At 40.7% G+C, this 20,383-nt stretch carries 13 protein-coding genes; 8 read left to right on the top strand and 5 right to left on the bottom strand.

From position 1 onward, the window contains the following. The first annotated feature begins 50 nt into the window (after positions 1-50). The 8 genes from rnd to KW060_RS06550 all read left to right on the top strand — a co-directional run bounded on the left by rnd (position 51) and on the right by KW060_RS06550 (position 12,669). Positions 51-1,205 (top strand): ribonuclease D, encoded by a 1,155-nt coding sequence (gene rnd / locus KW060_RS06585; protein WP_249035577.1) that lies wholly within the window; start codon positions 51-53, stop codon positions 1,203-1,205. 133 nt (positions 1,206-1,338) lie between these two features. Beyond that, a complete protein-coding gene (locus KW060_RS06580) occupies positions 1,339-3,261 on the top strand; it encodes an ankyrin repeat domain-containing protein (protein ID WP_249035576.1) in 1,923 nt (640 codons plus the stop codon). Between the two features lie 144 nt (positions 3,262-3,405). Further along, on the top strand, positions 3,406-4,386 hold the full coding sequence (locus KW060_RS06575; protein WP_249035575.1) for a hypothetical protein: 981 nt from the start codon (positions 3,406-3,408) through the stop codon (positions 4,384-4,386). 306 nt (positions 4,387-4,692) lie between these two features. After that, positions 4,693-7,926: a S41 family peptidase gene (locus KW060_RS06570; RefSeq protein ID WP_249035574.1), complete on the top strand. Its 3,234-nt coding sequence runs from the start codon at positions 4,693-4,695 to the stop codon at positions 7,924-7,926. Positions 7,927-7,950: 24 nt separating this feature from the next. Continuing rightward, the gene (locus KW060_RS06565) at positions 7,951-8,892 is read left to right on the top strand and encodes a sugar phosphate isomerase/epimerase family protein (RefSeq protein ID WP_249035573.1); all 942 of its coding nucleotides are present in this window, start codon (positions 7,951-7,953) and stop codon (positions 8,890-8,892) included. Positions 8,893-9,034: 142 nt separating this feature from the next. Then, positions 9,035-11,104, top strand: coding sequence for a TonB-dependent receptor plug domain-containing protein (locus tag KW060_RS06560; RefSeq protein ID WP_249035572.1), 2,070 nt, complete (start codon positions 9,035-9,037; stop codon positions 11,102-11,104). A gap of 149 nt (positions 11,105-11,253) precedes the next feature. Beyond that, a complete protein-coding gene (locus KW060_RS06555) occupies positions 11,254-12,111 on the top strand; it encodes a cupin domain-containing protein (RefSeq protein ID WP_249035571.1) in 858 nt (285 codons plus the stop codon). A 24-nt stretch (positions 12,112-12,135) separates the two neighbouring features. Then, positions 12,136-12,669 carry a VOC family protein gene (locus KW060_RS06550; RefSeq protein WP_249035570.1) on the top strand — a complete coding sequence of 178 codons (534 nt, stop codon included), beginning with the start codon at positions 12,136-12,138 and terminating at the stop codon, positions 12,667-12,669. Here KW060_RS06550 and KW060_RS06545 read toward each other — a convergent pair. The 5 genes from KW060_RS06545 to KW060_RS06525 form a co-directional block, all read right to left on the bottom strand. Beyond that, positions 12,666-14,651: a histidine kinase dimerization/phospho-acceptor domain-containing protein gene (locus tag KW060_RS06545; protein ID WP_249035569.1), complete on the bottom strand. Its 1,986-nt coding sequence runs from the start codon at positions 14,649-14,651 to the stop codon at positions 12,666-12,668. The two genes, KW060_RS06550 and KW060_RS06545, sit on opposite strands and share 4 nt — an antisense overlap. A gap of 186 nt (positions 14,652-14,837) precedes the next feature. Further along, the gene (locus tag KW060_RS06540; RefSeq protein WP_249035568.1) at positions 14,838-16,307 is read right to left on the bottom strand and encodes a Ppx/GppA family phosphatase; all 1,470 of its coding nucleotides are present in this window, start codon (positions 16,305-16,307) and stop codon (positions 14,838-14,840) included. 25 nt (positions 16,308-16,332) lie between these two features. Next, positions 16,333-18,432 (bottom strand): RNA degradosome polyphosphate kinase, encoded by a 2,100-nt coding sequence (locus KW060_RS06535; RefSeq protein WP_249035567.1) that lies wholly within the window; start codon positions 18,430-18,432, stop codon positions 16,333-16,335. Continuing rightward, on the bottom strand, positions 18,422-19,126 hold the full coding sequence (locus tag KW060_RS06530; protein WP_249035566.1) for an HdaA/DnaA family protein: 705 nt from the start codon (positions 19,124-19,126) through the stop codon (positions 18,422-18,424). The genes KW060_RS06535 and KW060_RS06530 overlap by 11 nt, the downstream gene beginning before the upstream one ends. Beyond that, entirely contained in the window at positions 19,126-20,277 is a 1,152-nt protein-coding gene (locus KW060_RS06525; protein ID WP_249035565.1) for a DUF2066 domain-containing protein, read from the bottom strand. Before KW060_RS06525 ends, KW060_RS06530 begins: the two co-directional genes overlap by 1 nt. Positions 20,278-20,383 lie beyond the last annotated feature (106 nt).

Genomic DNA, 20,383 nt, shown 5'->3' with positions numbered 1-20,383 from the left:
TCGCATAGTCAAGTTAATCTTTCATTTGAGCCAATATATTAAGGGTATTTATGAGCGTAATTACAACGAATGAGGACTTAAAAGCCCTCTGTGACCGTCTATCAAAATCGGATTATGTGACGGTTGATACGGAATTTCTTCGGGATAAGACATATTATTCAAAGCTTTGCCTAATACAAATTGCCGACGATAACGAATATCACGCCATTGATACACTTGCGAGTGGCATTGACTTGACCCCATTTTACGATTTGATGGAAAATGAAAAGGTTATAAAAGTTTTCCATGCGGCCAAACAAGATATCGAAATTTTCGTTAATCAAGCGGGCGTTGTGCCAAAACCATTATTCGATTCTCAAATCGCTGCAATGGTTTGCGGCTTTGGCGATAGCATCGGTTATGAAAAACTGGTAATCGCGTTATGCAATCAATCCCTTGATAAAAGTACACGATTTACCGATTGGTCGAGACGCCCCCTCACCGAACGACAAATTGATTATGCCCTTGGCGATGTAACACATTTACGCGTGATTTATAAAAAACTTGCCGCAAAGCTCGAAAAAAATGGCCGCGAACATTGGTTAAAAGAAGAAATCGAAGATATGCTGGATAAAGACAGCTATATTATCAAACCTGAAGATGCATGGAAACGCGTTAAAATCAGAAACAGCAACCGCCGATTTAACGCGATCGTGCGCCGTATCGCCGAATGGCGTGAGGCCGACGCACAAAAGCGCAACCTGCCAAGAAACCGCATCATGCGCGACGAAGTCATGCTTGAATTATCGGCTGCTCGCCCAACCCACGTGAACGGATTAACGGGCATCCGCGGTCTGGGCAGCAATTTCGCCAACAGCAAAGCCGGAAAAGCCGTGATCGACATCATCAAAGAAGTCATCGATTTACCCGAAAGCGAGTTACCGGAAATCAGCCGCCGCAAACCACCATCACAAAACACCGATCCCGTGGTGGAATTGCTTAAAGTGTTACTCAAGCTCGTCTGCAAATCCGAAAACGTCGCACCAAAGCTATTGGCAAATGTAGAAGACCTAGAAAAAATCGCTGAAAACGACGACGCGGATGTAAAGGCGCTGCATGGATGGCGTTATGACCTATTCGGCAAAAACGCAATCGATCTAAAGCATGGCAAGGTGGCGTTTGCGATTAATGATGGTGAGATCGAGGTGTTTCCACACGAGAGGTGAAGAGGTATATTTTAATATCTAGTATTTTATCCCTATTACTCTACAATCGCTCTAGCTTGATTGACTCATTATCCGTAATTAAATAATTTACTTAAAGAGTTTAAACTTTCTAATATTTGGGGATGTTTTGCGCATGATCTTATATCCTATTAAAACAGATACAAATATCATTATTCCTATAGTTTTAAACCGTATAAATAATTACTTCCACATAACTTCGTATTTTATTTTCTTTTTATTCTGCATATTTCTTATTCCCCCTTCATTTGCTGGCGAAACCGAAGACAAAGGTTTACGACAAGCTGCATTTAATGGCGATCTTGCAATGGTGAATGTATATCTGGGAATTGGTGCTGACATCAATGGTCAAGATAAAACTGGAATATCTGCCATGCTAGCTGCCGCAAATCAGGGGCACGTGGAAATAATCTCAGCCTTAATAGACAAAGGCGCGAACATAAACATACAAGAGGGAAATGGTATAACGCCATTGTATAGAGCGGCCTCTCAAGGCCATCATGAGGTCGTAAAACTCCTACTGGATAATGATGCTGACTATAAAATTCCAGACAAATTCGGCGGCACTGCATTAGGTGCCTCTACAAGATACGGACACAAAGAAGTCGTAAAAACCTTACTGGAACATGGTGTAAGCGTTGATGATGAAATAGACACGCGTGGAAACACGGCATTACTTATGGCTGCTTTTACAGGTAATGCTGATCTTGTACAGCTATTATTAGATAACGGAGCGGATGTATATAGGAAAAATAATGCTGGAGCTAATGCTCATGATATTGCGACTAGCAAAGGTTTTTTAGGAGTCGATCGAAATTTACTAACCCATATTGTAAAAATAAAAAAACGCAAACAGGATAAAGATAAAGAACATAATCCAGAAGATATTAAAAAGATAAGAGATTATTCCCGCATCCTCAAACCCGATGTAATTCGTACCACTCAGCCAACTCTGATCAAGGAGAGCTATGACAAAACAATCAAATTGCTGATTAAAATGGAAGAATATGATGAGGCAAGAAAATATATAAATCTTTATATTGCATACGTCAGGAACCAAAAAGATTACAAATTAGAGCTGGAAATTATAGACCAGATTTTTGATTTCGCTGACTTAACCAATGAAAGCAGAGACAGAAGCAGTGCCCACTCTGCACGTTCAGGTATGTTAGAAAGAACTAAAAAATACGATGAGGCAATAGCCGACTTAATTAAAGCGTTAGAATTTGACAATATGGAAGATCAAGGTTTTCATAGAGCGAACATGTTAGCCCGTCTTGTAAAATTATACACTATTGTCGGCAATGTTGAAGGCATGCGCAAAACTCATGAAAAACAACTGAATGTATTTAATGAACATACGGACGAGACTTTACTTGTACCATCTGTTGGAGACTTTGATCAGTACTTGTTCTTCCTATATCTAAAAAGGGCAGATATGGAATTGCAATTAGGTGAATTTGATGAAGCTCGAAAAGTAGTAAAACTAGCAGGAAAAATTTCACGAAACCATAAAAATATTAGTGTAAAATTTGACCAGTCAATGGCCATTCAAGTCATGCTTTCCAAAATTGATCATAAATCCGAAGATGAAACCATTAAATATATAAACCATGAACATATGTATCATTTACATCTTGATGGTTTTACTGCCAATATGAACAATGAATATGAATATAAAGGTGTAAATTATAGAAATTATCTCGTACATCCGAATGTATATAATCGCCATTACGAACAATTAGGTGATATAGAAGTCGAGAATGGCCATTTTGACGTTGCACAAAAAGTTTATGAAAGACTCTTCATAAATTTAATAGAAGCTTATGAGTTTGAAATAAATGCGCAGAAAACAATAGATATATACGCTAAAATCGCAGCCTCAAGGGTTGCCAATATTCATATTAAGCTTGGTGATGTATTAGCTGAAAATGATGACCCACATATAGCTAAAGAGCATTATAAAGCAGCTCTAGCACTTTATGAGAAATATGATTACTCTGACAAGGCTGAAGAAATACGCGAGCGAAGTTTCTGAGTTTCTGAGATCAAAGGAGTCGAGATCAATGGATCAGGAACCAATGGAGTCAGAGCAAATTGATTCTACCATACACTGCCATTACCGACTTAAGAGGCCTTAACTTAATCTACGTAAAATCATTTAACTCTATTGGATACCGTAATGAAAACCGCGATCATCTATCAATATTTTGAAGTCGATCAAACATACAAAGAAAATTTCATTTATTTCTTAAATACTGCAATAGTCGATGATGTGGATTACTTTGTTTATATATCGGGGAATTGTTCTTTTGAACTGCCTGAATTTTCAAATGTAACTTACTTTTTTATAGAAAATCACAATAATGATTTTGGTGCGGTTTTAGAGTTTTATAAACAAAACACAGACAATCATTATGATGCCTATGTTTTTATTAACTCTAGTGTAAGGGGACCGTTTTTACCGACATATAATGATAAAAACTGGCATCAAACCTTTACAACAAAACTTTCTGCTGATGTTGCATTAATCGGGTCCTCAATAAACCTATTACCTGAACAATCATATCATTCACAAAAATTTGGTGAGAGGCACACATATAGCCCGCCATTTTTTCATGTTCAAACAATGGCCTATGCACTTTCGTCAGAAGGATATCAATTGCTCGCGCAAAAGGGGTTTTATGACGTACCAGATCAACTGGAAAAAGATGATATTATCAATGACTATGAAATACAGATGTCACAAATAATTATGGAAAATGGATATTCTATATCTTCATTATTACCTACGTTTGATAGATACAATATTGATCACAAAGAAACTGTTTCACCGAATACATTAAGAAGCGGTGATCCGCTTTTTAAATCCGCTTTTTTCGGAAGGTCAATATCTCCTTTAGAGTGTGTGTTTATAAAAACAAATAGAAACATGATTACTGAAAGAGAATTATGTTCTTACACTTATACAGCTCTCTTATCTCAATGCCGTAAGGGTGAGCTAGATGTTAATGGGATAGAACTTCTAAATAAAACGTCTGCACGAATGATGGAAAATGATCAAGTACCTATCACAATTGAACAGTTGCTTGCTGTGCTGACAAAAATTAAGAAAAGCAACCCAGAGCTGAGAGATAAAATAAGAGAGTTTTTGGATCAATAGTAGATACTGCTGTTCACAGTCTATTTAAGATCAATAGTGATAACGGCATGACAAATACGCCGTCATGCCCATCCCCGGTCAAGTCAAGGTATTGCTTTGTTTTCACTGACTAGAAAAAGACCTTCCAGCACAATAGACAATCCAAATACTGTCATTGATTTACCATATTCGCTTGTGATCACATCAAAATTGCTTTTCGAAAATATGTGTGTTAAGCATTTTGTGAGAGGACATGGATTAAAGTCTATAATCCAAAATAGAAATCCCGATATTCATTAACACAAGATGCTGAATAAGGATCAATCAATGCGTTTCATTCGCCTATTTTCACTTTTTTCATTAATCACAATCACCGCAACTTTTGCCCAACAAGAAAATACATCCGGCAATTGGCACCGCGATGTGGCAATTTCGCCGGACGGATCAACCGTATTATTTACCCATATGGGGGATATTTATTCTGTTTCTGCGGATGGTGGGATGGCAATGCCGCTGACCACAGCCGCATCATGGGAAGGAAACCCGGTATGGTCGCCTGATGGAAAGTGGATTGCTTTTGCCAGCGACAGGCACGGTAATATGGATATCTTTCTTCTTCCTGCTACTGGTGGGCAAATCAGCCGACTGACGTATCATTCCGGTGACGATATACCGACGGATTTCGCACATGATGGATCAAGTGTCTTATTCACATCATCAAGATATGACAAACTTAATGCCAGCGAAGACCCAGCAAGACGCGACGTTGAACTTTATCAAGTTCCCCTTTCCGGCGGCACACCATCACAAGTTTTACCCATTGTTGCCATACAAGCAAAATGGAACAATGACGGCAGCACATTAATTTATGCCAATGATCCTGGCCTTGAACAGTTTTACAGAAAACATGATGATTCCCCATTTGCCCGTGATGTTTGGCTGGCAAACCCATCCGATGGAACATTCGAGCAGCTTACGACCAATAAATGGAATGACACGACACCGGCATTTTCTGATGATCAAGGCGGCTTTTATTTCCTTAGTGACCGAAGCGGAACCGTGAATGTCTGGCACCAGACGTTTTCTGGTGGCGAGGATAGCGCAAAACAACTTAGTTTTCATGATCTTCATGCGGTTCGTGACCTTTCGGTCGCGGATAACGGCCGCTATGCCTATAATTATTTCGGCACTGTTTATGTTGCAAATCCGAACGAAGCACCACAGCAACTAAATATTAACATCATGACTAATTCCCAAGGTGCATTGACCAGTCAAATCCCAGTGGGTGCTGACATAAGTGAATTTACAGTGTCACCAGACGGGAAAGAGATCGCCTATATCGCCCGCGGCAATATTTTCGTAACCGCCCTTGAATTTGGTACGACAAAACAAATCACCAATACACCTGGTCTTGAAAGAAACGTTGGATTTACACCGGATGGACGTGGGCTGGTTTACGCATCGGAACGCATGGAACGCTGGCAGATTTACCAAACCAGCCTTGTTCTTGAGGATGAAACACATTTTTATGTTTCAACAAAATTGAACGAAGAAAAACTTATTGAAGCCGAAAATTCGGTATTTAACCCAATCGTTTCACCAGATGGAAAACAGATTGCCTATACCAATGATTGGGACGAGGTCCGCGTATATGATATTGAAAGCGGGCGGTCCCACAGCATATTAGCGGCTGAACATAATTACTCTTCCATGAGTGTAGGCAGTATAACAACATCATGGTCCCCTGACAGCAAATGGATTGCAGTGGATATGGAAGCAAATGGCCGTTTATTCTTTCCCAATGTAGCAATAGTTGCATCGGATGGTTCCGGCGAAACATTAGACATCAGCCAATCCGGCTATGCGGATAACGGCCCACAATGGCATAAAAATGGTGGCATAATCAGCTGGGCGACCGATCGTTACGGCCGACGTGACCATGGCGGTCATGGATCAGATAGAGATGTTTACGCACAATTCCTAACCCAAGATGCGTGGGATGATTTCCGCCGCAATAAAGAGCAAGTCGCGCTGGACGAAGAAGCAAGTAAAGAAGACAAAGACGAAGAAAACGGCGATGATGAAGCAGAAGAAGAAATTCCTGTTGTTACCATCGAACTTGAAAGCGCCATCGAAAGACAGGCTCGCCTTACCATTCATTCATCGCGACTAGCTGGATTTGCATTAAACGAAGATGCATCAAAGCTTTATTATTTGGCAAGGTTTGAATCTGGATATGATCTTTGGGTCCATGATTTCCGTGAGGAAACGACCTCAAAACTTGCGAAACTGGATGCCCGATCCGCCGGAATGGAAATGACGACGGATGGAAAAAATGCAATTGTTCTTACAGATGGGAAATTACAGAAAATTGTCCTTGAGGATGGTAAAACCTCCCCAATTGCCGCGGAAGGAACAATGGCACTTGACGCCAATAAAGAACGCGAAGCAATGCTATACCACCTTTGGCAAGTAACGAATGACCGAATTTATAATCCAGATGTGCTTGTAGAGGCCAAATGGGATCAAATGTATGGTGAATATGCTGCGAAAGTTGCTGCAATCAATAACAACCGGGACTTTTCTGAACTGCTTGCAGAACTTACTGGTGAACTTGATGTTTCCCACGCCAATAGTCGTTATCTTGGGAAACCAATAGCAAACACTGGTGCAATTGGCGCCATACTTGATCATGCAAATTCAAATGATAGCGGCATATTAATTGCTGATGTACTTGAAGCGGGCCCATTAAGCAAAGCCAGTGACCGTGCAGCTGCCGGGAACCGTATTATAGCAATCAATGATGTAAAACTTGATACAGATGTGAATTATTACCAACACATGCTTGAAACGACAGGAAAAAGAACAAGATTAACGTTAGCAGATGATGACGGCGAATTTGATGTTGTTGTGACACCAGTTTCCCAAAACGAAGAACGTGCATGGTTGCGTGAACAATGGGTTCTTTCCCGCCATGACTTGGTTGAAGAGCTTTCTGGCGGACGTTTAGGATATGTTTATGTACCAAACATGTCCGATAATTCTTATCGCCGCGTTTATCGGGATCTCTTTGGCCGTCATTACACCAAAGAAGCCGTTATTATCGATGTACGCGACAATGGCGGAGGGGATTTGGTGGACTGGTTAGTACAGCTCTTTTCCGGAACACAATACATGTGGAATGTACCAAATGGCCGTGTTGCACAAGGTGAACCGTTAACCGAATGGGTAAAACCTTCCATTGCGCTGGTCAATCAGGGTGCTTATTCTGATGGCTCGTGTTTTACCGCAGCGTGGCTTAACCTTGATGTCAGCACTGTTGTCGGCACGCCCGTTACAGGAACTTGTAGTTACGCTGGCTGGGAAACCACAGCATCAGGCGACATCCGCGCAGGAACACCCCCACTTGGCATTTATGACCCAGATGGTAAATTTCTTGAGCGCCAGACAGACCACCCAGATGTGTTGATCTATGCTGACCCAGAGAGCGTTACTGCTGGCCGTGATGTTCAACTTGAAAAAGCTGTCGAAACCATGTTGATGGAACTTGATAACAAATAAAAAATTCTATAGGGAATAAAAAGAATGAATAATTATAACAGACGTAAATTCATCGCACTTTCTGCTGCGGCGGGTACTGCGACAACAATCGGGGCAATGATCCCGAATGCATTTGCGCAAAATAGTTCTGATCTTAAAATATCACTCGCGCAATGGTCACTGCATAGAGCCTATCGGGACGGCTCGCTTGATCCTAAGAATTTTGCAGCTGACACAAAGGATATGTTTAATCTGGATGCCATTGAATATGTTTCGGATTTTTATGCAAATGAGAAACATAACGCATCCTATTGGAAAGAAATGCGTAAAATTGCCGATGATCAAGGTGTCACAAGCCTGTTGATCATGATTGACGGCGAAGGTGAGCTTGGCAGTTCGTCTGATACTGACCGCACACAATCAATTGATAGACATAAACCATGGATTGATGCCGCGCGTGAAATGGGATGCCATTCTGTTCGTGTCAATGCCTTTGGTAAAGGAACGGACACTGCGATCAAAGCGGCCCTTGTGAATGGTCTTGGTCGTCTTACCGAATATGGTGAAAAACTTGGCATCAATGTTCTGGTTGAAAATCACGGTCTTCAGACATCCAATGCTGCCTTCATGGTTGATGTGATAAAGCAAGTGAATAACCCTTATCTTGGCACCCTGCCCGATTTTGGCAACTGGTGTATCAGCAAGGAATGGGGCGGCACGGAAAATAACAGCTGTTCCTATATGTATGACCCATACCGCGGCGTTGAAGAATACCTGCCATACGCTAAAGGCGTCAGTGCCAAGGCATATGCCTTTGACAAAGACGGTAATGAAACCCAAATGGATTACCGCAGAATGCTTAAACTGGTTAAAGATGCGGGCTTCCAAGGTCACATTGGCATTGAATATGAAGGTCAACATCTTTCAGAACCAGATGGTATTCGTGCAACCAAAGCATTGCTCGAAAAAGCATGGAAGAGCTTATAAAACGATCATCAAGTAGCCAAAAATAATATCAGATTTTCATAAAATCCACTTTATTGTTACAATATAACAATTTATTGTGCGACCCCAATTTAATCTACACCCTTACAGTTTGTAAGAAGACTATTTAATGATTGGGGCTTTTATGAAAATCAATCGAGCACTTTTACCTAAAACTTGCCTTTTTTCTTTAGGTACATTGTTATTGGCTCCTTATGCGATTGCGCAAGACAACGATATAAACTCGAATGATATCGATAGTTATGACGCGGCATTTTTTAGCCAATTTAATCCACAAACGGCACTTGATATTATTAATCAAGTACCGGGTTTTAATATTGACATTGGTGAAGAAATCCGTGGGTTCGGTGCGGGTGCGGGTAATGTATTGATTGATGGCAACAGGCCCACATCTAAATCCGGTGGCTTGGAAGATGCCCTGCTGCGTATCCCTGCGTCTGGTGTCGCACGCGTGGAATTATTAAGAGGATCCGCCACCACAGGCGAAGCATCAGGACAATCGGTCGTCGCTAACATTATCCGAAATCAGGACACCAACACCTTAAGATGGCAAACAGAACTTGAAATTGCACCAGGTGGCATTTTAAACCCAATTGTGGAAACAACATTCACAAACCAAATTGATGAATGGGATACTTCCATTAAATTAAACGGATTTAAACAAACATATCCGAGACAAGGTGTCGTTGAACGCTTTGATAGCTCTAAGGAACTGTTATATTCAGAATCTGAAGACAGACCAAGCACGCTTTCCGATGTATTTTTTTCAGGGGATGCGAGAAGAAAATTCAATGAAAGCACCCTTCAATTAAATAGCCGATTAGGCTGGAGCAAGTTTAAACCCTTAACTGACAGAAAAAGGTTCAACGGACGTTTACCAGACGATAGCCCTGACAGTTTATTTTATTCTGATTACAACAGCCAGTTTTATGAAGGCGAGTTAGGTGCAGATTTTACCACACCACTTAAAAATGACTGGACCATGAAAATAGTCGGGCTTGGAACACATCAGCATTGGTGGTATACAGATGATACCTATAATGAAAGCCCGGTTGGTGAATATTCAAACGGCAAACGCGTTGATTTCAAACGTGATACTTATGAATCAATCCTTCGTACGACATTTACAAAAGGCGGAAACCCAAACCTGCGTCCGGAAATTGGCGGCGAGGTCACCTATAACAAACTGGATGGATCAATTGACATTACAAATATTGATATATCCGGCGCTGAATCATCCGTATTCGTTCCAATAGCCGATGTAACCGTTCAGGAAACGCGCGGCGAAGCTTTCGCCAATCTGCTTTGGCGTCCAGTAACAGAATTAAGCATCGAAAGCGGCATAACCGTTGAAGGGTCACAGATTAAAGTATCCCGCGACGCCAGCAATAAACAATCATTCATATATTTCAAGCCTTCACTCAGCGTAACCTATGATTTTTCTGAAGCATTTCAAATTCGTATGGCTGCGCGTAGAAGTGTTGGACAGCTTAGCTTTAATGATTTTGTTTCAACAGCGAATGTAGTGGATGAAAGGGTAACCAGCGGCAACCCCGAATTACAACCCGACAAAACAACACGTCTTAGTTTACAATCCAGTTACCTATATTCAGATGCCGGAAGTATCAATATTGAAGTATTTCATGAATGGAAGAATGATGTATTGGAATTCATATTACAACCCAACGGCATTCAAGGCATAGGTAATGCTGGAAACGCACGTCTTTGGGGTTATAATGCCGCCTTAACCGTTCCCGTAACAAATCTTTTAAAGGGCGCTCAAATTAAAATTATTGCTGAGGATAGAGCATCCGACCTTCTAGACCCTGTTACCAATGAAAACAGGAAACTAACCAATATTTCAGCACCGAAGATTGAAATTAACTTTAGACAAAATCTTACTGAACACAAACTTGCATGGGGATTTGGTTTTTCTGCACGTAGGGATGTGGAGTATTTCTATGTTACCGAAATCGATCACTTAAGAACACAATCAAAATGGGATGCCTTTATTGAAACATCATATTTCGAAGGACTTCTCGTAAGGTTTGAAGTAAACGGCATAGGGAAAATGAAAGAAATCAGGGAGCGCAGCTTTTACAACCCGTCAAGGGCAACATTACCAACAGGGTTTGAAACAACAAACAGAAGACGAGGAACTTTTATGTCCTTTATAGTAAGCGGTCAATTTTAACAGGAAAACAGAAGCCCTTGAACATAAATAGAATTTCGTTTTTCTTGTTTCGGTTGCATTTGATATTTCGCCGGATTTGTGTCATCCTGTTATATCGTCATTTGAGGGAGTGACACTAATAAACATCACACGTTGGGAGAAAAGCTATTATGTTCAATATATTTACACACTTAACAAAATTAAATTTCTTCATCAGAAGTATTTGTGCCCTCGCCTTTTTATTGAGCAGCAGTATGATATCCTATGCGCAGGAAAATGATATCGTACAACTTAGAATTCCAAATAGTGTGCTTGCTGGTGAAACACTTGGCGATTTTGCCCCATATAATTCTGAAATAAGTGACCTTATGGTGCGTGAGAATGTTTTTTACAAAAGTTCAGATGGTGGATACTCCGCTGGCATCTGGGAAAGTAAAACCGGCAGTGTTGAAATTGATAATTTCCCGATTACTGAAATCATTTATATCCTCGAAGGCAGCGCAATGTTAAATGCACCTGGCAAGGTTCCAATTGCCTATTCTGCTGGTGAAGGCATTGTCATCCCAAAGGGATGGAGCGGCACATTCACTGTCCCACAGGGCGGTCTAAAGATGATTTATTCGAACTATACCAATGATGACCTTGGCATTGCTGATAACACAGAAATCGTATTACTTGACCGTGACACACTCGCAGGCAAGCGCTTTGCAGAATTTAGACCATTTGATCCGGATGTAAGCGATATCATCGCCCGTGACCATGAGTTTTACCGCACAACAGATGACAAATACGGCGTCGATGTTTGGGAAGCACAGCCCGGTCAGGTTCCGTTTGCCGACCTTGGATATGATGAAATGATTTATGTATTAGAAGGCAACATGACATTCGTAAACCGTGATGGTAACGCACAAATTTATGGCGAAGGAAAAGTTGTAGTCTTACCAAGTGGATGGAGCGGAACAGGCGTTGTATCAACAAATGGTGCACGCGTACTTATTTTCTGGTATAGACATGCATCAGGTGAATAATAAAAGATAAGAGTATAAATCCACATGAAAAATGATTATTCAAGACGTACGGTACTTAAAGCCGGCGCAGGAACTGCAATGGCACTCGCAGGAGCAACAGAAATGGCAAGCGCACAAGAAACAGGAGGTTCAATGATGGCTTCTGATGATCTTGATCCAGTTGAATTTGGACAATCGTTACGTGGGTTTGGCGTAAATCTGCTGGTCAGTGATGTAGACGCCACGATCAAATTTTCCAAAGATATCCTTATGGCAAGAGTACTAAACACCAGCGAGGGTTTCGCCGTGTTAATGCAGGGAAATGCCGTATGGATGCTTCATGCGGATGAAACATACCATAGCAACCCGCTTCAAGGCTTTGTTAAAGATGTAGAGGGCCGCGGTCAAGGCATTGAGCTTAGGTTATATGACCTCGATCCTGATGAGGCAGAAAAACGTGCCCGTGACGCCGGATATACCATACTTTCCGGAACCGCCGACAAGCCCCATGGTTTAAGAGAGTGTTATATTCTTGATCCCGATGGTTACTGCTGGGTACCGAGCAGAGCATCTGATTAGTTTAGCGTTCTTGATTTCGGGAAAATGATACTTACGCTTGTTCCTACACCCAATTCTGAATGAATATCAAATTCAGCATCATGCAAGCTTGATAATTCAACAACAATTGGCAAACCAAGACCTGTGCTGTTTTCACTTTTTACATAACTGGTTTGTGTTTGCATGAATGGTTTCAAGGCGACTTCTAATTGTGCGTCATCCATACCATATCCATTATCATTCACTTCTAGACTAATTTGATTATCATCTGATAATTGAACGTTTACCTTAATCAAACTACTTTTATCGCTATAACGTGATGCGTTGGATATCAGATTAATCAAAATCTGTTTAACGAGCATATAATCCGCATATAAATTTGGAATATTATCATCGATATTAATTTCGCATTGCTGATCTTTTCCATTAAGACCCGGCCAAAGCATCATATGAATATCATTTAATAGCTCATTTAAATCAACAGATGTCTCATTTAATTCAAGCTTTCCTGCGGCGATTTTTGATAAATCAAGAATATCATTAATTAAATTAAGAAGATGAATGCCACTGCCTTTAATATCGTTTAAATATTCATGTTTCTTTTCAGTGGACAAGTTTTCCGATCTATCCAGCATCAATAGGTCTGAATACCCGATCACCGCATTTAACGGCGTTCTTAATTCATGGGACATATTCGCAAGGAAATCTGATTTATGCTGGCTTTCTCGTTCAATTTGAATATTGGCAAGTTTCAATTTTCTGGTTGCACGATATTGCATAAATGCCGCAATTAAGATCATCATAACAAAAGATACAGACGCTATTATGATAAAACGTTGTTGCTTTAATTCTGCTTGTTGAATTGCAGCGCGATTTTCTCTTCCTCTTAAGCCCTCTTCTAATTGTAGTAAACCATTTGCAATTTCATAAGAAAGGTTATGGTTAAACATTCTTTGAAGGTCTGTTTGATTTTTTCCAATCAATTGAATGGCTTTTTCGACTTCACCCTGTTGAAAAAGAATTTCTGCTTCGGCACGTTTCAAGGCCCTTAACTGTTTTAAATCAACCCTATCTGGATTATTCGCAAGATATGAATTTACTTCGTCAATTTTTTGCTGCGCTTCTTCAATAAAACCCAAGGACGCTAAATTCAGAGCGGATATTTGCGTTAAATTAATATGATGCCAGGAATTTTTTGGAAGATAATCACCAAATAGCCCGATGTATTCTTCTGATAATTCAAAATTACCTAACTGATGCTCGATACTTGCCAGACTATAATATGCATCCATTTCAGCTGCTTCATCGCCGTTTTCCTGGGCAATTTGTTTATAAAACGCATAATAATTTTTTGCTAAATCCGTTTTAAAGATATCAAAAAGCACCATACCCACATTGTATGTGGTTATGATGACATCAACCGGAAGATCTCTTTCAATAGCAAAATCAAATGCCCTTGTATAATACTCAATGGCATTTTCATCATTCACAAGCTCAACATGAATATAGCTTAAGGTCCAGTAAGTAAAAAGTTCTAAAACCTCACCAAACCTGCCTTGAGGATCTAACGTTAATGATAGATTTATTTCGTTTAATGATGCCGCGTAATCACCGTTAAATGCCAAAATGATCGATAAAGCATTGTGATATAAAATATCCAAATTAGTGTCATTTAAACTTGCTCTACGGTCACTTAAATTATTAAGTAATTCTATGGTTGGTGCATTCAGAAAATCTTTGAAATATTCACTATAAATTTGAAAAATATCGGCAATAACAAGGGCTGATTGATCGTTTACAAGTTCACCTGCTTCACGCAGCATAGCCAGATGCTCATCCATCGCAGTGATATTATCGGATTCTGCATCATAAATCAGAATGATTTTGAGAAGCTCAATTCGGTCTTTCGCATATGTTGTTTGATTTAATTCCTGAATTAAATCATCACGACGCTCTTGAACTGTCGAGTATTCACCTTCCGATAATTTTTTTAACAAAACCATTGCAGGATCAATATCTTGCGCAGCCGAAAAGCCGGCGCAAAATATAAATTGAAGCCCCACAAAAAAAGTTAAAATATACCTGGATAACACTTACCAAAAGTTCCTTAATTACTTACGGACAGGAAAAATCCGTATACTTACCGCATGTATCTTGAGGGACTATAGTAAATGAAAGTTAATAATACCTTATATATTTTTAATTTTTGCGTCTAAATCACATAGCCGCGCCAGCGATTCCAAACGTTTCACCACGACATCATTAATGATATCGCGTTTTTCTTTATTCACTTTAAAGATCAATTCATCTTCGCTCATCTCAAGCTTGGCCAATTTCAACCCCCTCTCCGTTCCAGCAGAAAGACGCTGTGCAAGCCTTAAGGCAAGACCAATTTTCTTCGCGTAAGCAAGGTCATGACGACTGATTAGGGACGCCGCAGTTTCAACCTGATCACTATATTGACGGGAACCGCCATAACAAGTGTATAACGCCATTGAAATAAGCCCTACGCCCCAATGACTAATGCCCCCTAATCTGCCATATAGGATTTCACCAACAACCTTATCCGCACGGTATTCAGGATGCCCGCGCCACCCCACATCGCTTAAGATACAAATGGCAAGGCGTAATCTTTTTTGTTCGTCGCTTTCCCCGTCAAATAACGGATCAATCCAGTTATATAATCTTTCGCCGTGTTCCGGGAAACGCCCTGTCATTTCCGCCACCTGATGACAACCAACGATTAGCGGATCTTGGCTTCTGACTTCGTCACTCATTCCATCATAAAGAACACCTTCACGGATACCAAAGGCGGAAACAACGAATTTTGATGGTTTTAATGTTTTTAAAAGATGATAAAGCGACAATGACGCAAGCGAAATAATTCTCGCGCGTTTTTCTGAAATAAGACCACGGTACTGATAAACTTCCACGAGGCTCATTTTAGAGATTTTCTTCGCCAGAGACATGACCTCATTCACAGGCATAATATAATTATGCATATTCACATGCGGGTAATCGATCATATCCATATGAATACGCGCGAGAGATCGCCATGCACCACCAACCGCATAAAATTTGCGCCCTTTATTCGCATCTAACCATTCAATAGTGGCCAAATTCTTTTTAACCCTACGTTTTGGATGATCAAACCAGTGTCCTGTCTGATCCTGAAGCCTGAGCGGCCCGATGGGAAGCGTACATTCATTTTCAACGACACGGTTTTTAATGGTCGCAAGTTCCAAACTACCACCACCAAGGTCGGCAATAACACCGTCCGCATGCGGAAGTGCGCAAATAACACCGTTTGCAGAAAGCCTTGCTTCTTCAACGCCTTGAATTACCTCGATCGTTAATCCGGTATATTCCTTGATCCGTTCAACAAATGCAGGACCATTGTCCGCATCCCTGACTGCCGATGTGGCAACAATACGTGGGTCATTAATGCCCATCTTGTCAATCAGCATAGCAAAACGTTTAAGCGTGATTGCCGCCAAATCCATGGCATCATCAATCATATTACCTGTATCCGTCACACCACGGCCAAGGCCACAGAATACCTTTTCATTAAAAATCACATATGGTGCACGTTCGCGGTTTTCATAAACCACAAGCCTAACGGTATTGGAACCGATATCGATAATGGCAAACTTACTCAATGCCCTTTTCCCTTATATTTTAGTCTTAGTCTTTGTCTTCTTTATTAACCGTGCCTACCCCTGAAAGGCTCGGGTTTGTCATGAAATATTCATGTGCGGATAGCGCCTCTTCGTCTTGTTCGACTTTTTCATAATGGCCATCGCTATCAAGTTGCCAGCTTTGAACCGTATCCTTCATATTCGAAACCATAATTTGGTCCAAAGCTTGCGAGTGAACTGTTGGATTTTCAAGCGGCACCAATACTTCAACACGTCTGTCAAAGTTTCTCGGCATCCAATCCGCGGATGAAATAAATACCTTTGCTTCCGGTGATGGCAGCGCATGACCATTACCAAAACAAGCAATACGAGCATGTTCAAGGAAACGACCAACAATAGATTTTACGCGAATATTTTCAGAAAGTCCCTTAACGCCCGGCCTTAAACAACAAATGCCACGAACTACCATGTCAATTTGAACCCCTGCCATTGATGCTTCATATAATTTATCAATGATGATCGGATCAACGAGCGCATTAAGCTTCACCCAAATGCTTGCTGGTTTTCCTTCGCCTGCAAATTCAATTTCTTTATCAATCAATTCCATCAAATGATTACGAATTCCATATGGGGATATTGCAATTTTCTTCAGGTTTTCCGGTTTCATATTTCCGGTTAAATAATTGAAAATATGAACCGCATCATGCCCTAGCGATTTGCTGTCAGTAAAGAATGATATATCCGTATAAACCTTTGCTGTTTGCGGATGATAATTTCCTGTCCCCCAATGCAAATATGACTTCAATCCGTCATCTTCCTGCCTGATCACAACAGAAATTTTCGCATGGGTTTTAAGTTCTAAGAAACCAAAGACAACCTGAACACCTGCGCGTTCCATATCCTGCGCCCATTTAATGTTGCGGGCTTCATCAAATCTGGCCTTAAGTTCCACAAGTGCTGTTACTGATTTCCCAGCCTCAGCGGCCTTAATCAGCGCTTTAACAATCGGACTATTATCACCGGTTCTATATAGTGTTTGTTTAATCGCCAGCACTTTATCATCTGCGGCAGCCTGCTGAATAAAGCTAACCACCACATCAAAGCTTTCAAACGGGTGGTGAACCACAAAATCCTTTTGATTAATGGCCGCAAAGATATCACCGTTAAAATCTTTCACCCGTTGCGGAAAACGTGGGCTAAACGGTTTAAAGGTAAGGTCTTTTCTATCTTCAACGATCAAATCACTCAGTTCCGCAAGGCCAAGTACACCGTCCACTTCCATGATGTCTTCTTTATTGACTTCAAGTTCTTTTTGAATGATACGGCGAAGGTTCTTTGGCATACCTTTATTGACTTCAAGGCGTACAACATTACCGCGGCGGCGACGCTTAAGCGCACTTTCAAACACAAGTACTAGATCTTCCGCTTTTTCTTCAACCTCTAGCTCGCTATCACGGATGATGCGGAATATCCCCTCGCCTTTTAAATCATAAAGCGGGAAGATAAGCGAGATAAACATCCTAAGCACATTTTCAAGCGAGATAAATCTAATCTCGCCCTTATGGTCGGGCAGCCTGATGAAACGCTTTGTTTGCGGCGGAATAGGAAGCAATGCCAATAATGATTGCTTATTATCATTACGGCGCAGATCAACAATCAATGAAAAGCCAAGGTTCGGCAAAAACGGAAACGGATGCGCAAGGTCAATGGCAAGCGGCGTTAAAATCGGAAACACATTTTCAAGGAAATATTTCTCAAGCCACGCTTTTTCCTTTTGCTTAACATCATCAATATCAAGCAGGTTCAATTCATTTTTTCTAAGCTCTTCAATAAGCTCGCGGTATTCCTGTTGTTGCTTATCAACGAGTTCACCAGCAAGTGTATTGATTTTCTTTAGCTGTTCTTTTGGCGTCAGACCATCATCACTGACAACGTTATTGCCCGTTGTCACGAGGCCACGAAGGCCCGCAACACGCACCATATAAAATTCATCAAGGTTATTACCTGAAATCGACAAGAACCGCAGACGTTCTAGTAACGGATAGTTTTTATTTGATGACTGTTCCATCACGCGTTTATTAAACGCAAGCCAGGATACCTCACGGTTAATCAGTCTTTCCTGAATTGAAAAATCTTCAATCGTCATCAATATTGTCCCCTATGGCCCTCTTCACGACCGGAATTGTTATTTTCTTTTGTTCTGATAATGAAATCTGATCAATATTACGGACCAGTTCACGAACTGCAGCAAATGATCTTTCTGTATTTTTCATTATATATTTTAATACCTTATCGGTCAAAACAACCTGCCTATCGGAAAATTGTTTAATTATAATCGCTTGTAATAAATGATCATCCGGATGTTTAATCTTTACGGCACCTGCCGCCATCATTCGTGATGATAAATCCGCAAGCCCAACATTCCATTTTTTCGGATGTTTACGCGCCGTGATTAATAGAAACCCACCTTGCTCTTTGACCCAATTATATAAATGCAACAAATCTTCCTGCGCATCAAACTGATCAAGGTCATTCATCACATCTTCGATAATAAAGACGAAATTTTCAAATTTTGTGTATTGGTTGCCTTTTAAATCCGGCAATTTTAGAATTTGTGCATTGGAAATTTTTTGCCATACGTGCGAAAGGTGCGTTTTCCCGCATCCATTTGGCCCATAAATAATCAAACAATGGTTACCTTGCCAATCCGGCCAGTTATCAATCCACTTAACGGCTTCTTCATTGGAATGGGATAATAAAAAATCTTCTTCCGCGAATGTTTCATTCACAGGAAGTTCGAGCAACAATTGCTCGGGATTTTTTATTGCTGCCTCTGTCATTAATCATCATTCCCACTGCGTGCGACATTGGTAAGACCAATTTCCCAGATTTGGTTATCATCATTTTGGGAAAGACTTACGCCTTGCTGCGCAAGAGATATCACAAGCTGTTCCGGCTCACCCGAATATTCAATTTCAAGAGATACTTCATCAATGTTGATGTTTTTAAGATCAACATTCTGAACTAGATTCACGCGGCCAAGCTGCTTTTGTAAAATTAGCCAATCATCCATATTATCAAACACGCCATGCACAGCAATTTTGGATGAAATTCCATAATTCACTAGCACTTGCATTTTCCAAAGATCATCAACCCACGCCGTTACCGCATCAACCCCTGCGTCATAAAGCGCGGTCATATTATCTTCGCCATTTTCATTGAATTTCGGTAACTTAACCGAAAGACGGGCAATTTCACCGCCTCCCTTTTCATCGTCATCCGTAACCGGACTATTACGCATCAAGTCGATATCAAGCCCGATTTCATTGGTCGCATTAAACTTACGAAGCGTCGCCACAGCCACAATCAATTCATTGAGGGTATTTTCCTCAATATATGTCTGAATGCTTTTTTGTTCGTTATTTTTTGCCTGTAATGCGCTGATGTATAACCTGTTTTTTAAGGATGGTACCGGCGTTTCAATGGGAACAAGGTTATTGATGACATCATAATTTTGCCATGCCTCGCGCCAGAGGTTGTCTTTTTCCCAAAGTCTTAATGTACCGCTTTCCGAAAAAACCGGAAGAACGCTTACCTCGCGGCCTAATGTTTCCGCGTAGGCAATTTGCTGATTACTAAGCAGTTCATTGACCATATCGCGATTAAAATGAACCACAAGGGACGCAAGATATCTAACACCGGAACGGCGTTCATCATTAATTTCAAAGCCGCTGACATATCCTTGAATTTCCTGATCGGAAAAACGATCAAGCTTTTCTTTATCAGATGTCAGGATAATTCTGCGTAGTAATCGATCGAATGCAATACGTTGCCCGTTCGTGAGCGCACGCGTCCGTGCCGTGGTCACATTTCGGGCTGTCTCGTCCACCTCAACATTATAAATTGTGTAGATTGTCGCTTCACGGTCAACATCATCATAGCCGAATTGCGCCATCACCGATTGTGGAACGGCCAAAACAATACTAATCAATAACATTAACCAAATAGAATATCTATTTGTTATAAAAGAATTAATCTTCAATTTAATTACTCTATAAATTTTAATCGTGATATGACTTTAATATGGCATCAAGGCA

Source organism: Pseudemcibacter aquimaris (genome assembly GCF_028869115.1).
In the GTDB taxonomy this organism is placed as follows: Bacteria; Pseudomonadota; Alphaproteobacteria; order Sphingomonadales; family Emcibacteraceae; genus Pseudemcibacter; species Pseudemcibacter aquimaris.
The sequence above is the reverse complement of the archived record's forward strand: the minus strand, read 5'-3'. Positions and strand labels throughout refer to the sequence as shown.

Bases quoted from the DNA above. Each gene is read 5' to 3' on its own strand.
- rnd (WP_249035577.1), top strand. From the start codon at position 51: ATGAGCGTAATTACAACGAATGAGGACTTAAAAGCCCTCTGTGACCGT.
- KW060_RS06580 (WP_249035576.1), top strand. From the start codon at position 1,339: ATGATCTTATATCCTATTAAAACAGATACAAATATCATTATTCCTATA.
- KW060_RS06575 (WP_249035575.1), top strand. From the start codon at position 3,406: ATGAAAACCGCGATCATCTATCAATATTTTGAAGTCGATCAAACATAC.
- KW060_RS06570 (WP_249035574.1), top strand. From the start codon at position 4,693: ATGCGTTTCATTCGCCTATTTTCACTTTTTTCATTAATCACAATCACC.
- KW060_RS06565 (WP_249035573.1), top strand. From the start codon at position 7,951: ATGAATAATTATAACAGACGTAAATTCATCGCACTTTCTGCTGCGGCG.
- KW060_RS06560 (WP_249035572.1), top strand. From the start codon at position 9,035: ATGAAAATCAATCGAGCACTTTTACCTAAAACTTGCCTTTTTTCTTTA.
- KW060_RS06555 (WP_249035571.1), top strand. From the start codon at position 11,254: ATGTTCAATATATTTACACACTTAACAAAATTAAATTTCTTCATCAGA.
- KW060_RS06550 (WP_249035570.1), top strand. From the start codon at position 12,136: ATGAAAAATGATTATTCAAGACGTACGGTACTTAAAGCCGGCGCAGGA.
- KW060_RS06545 (WP_249035569.1), bottom strand. From the start codon at position 14,651: ATGGTTTTGTTAAAAAAATTATCGGAAGGTGAATACTCGACAGTTCAA.
- KW060_RS06535 (WP_249035567.1), bottom strand. From the start codon at position 18,432: ATGACGATTGAAGATTTTTCAATTCAGGAAAGACTGATTAACCGTGAG.
- KW060_RS06530 (WP_249035566.1), bottom strand. From the start codon at position 19,126: ATGACAGAGGCAGCAATAAAAAATCCCGAGCAATTGTTGCTCGAACTT.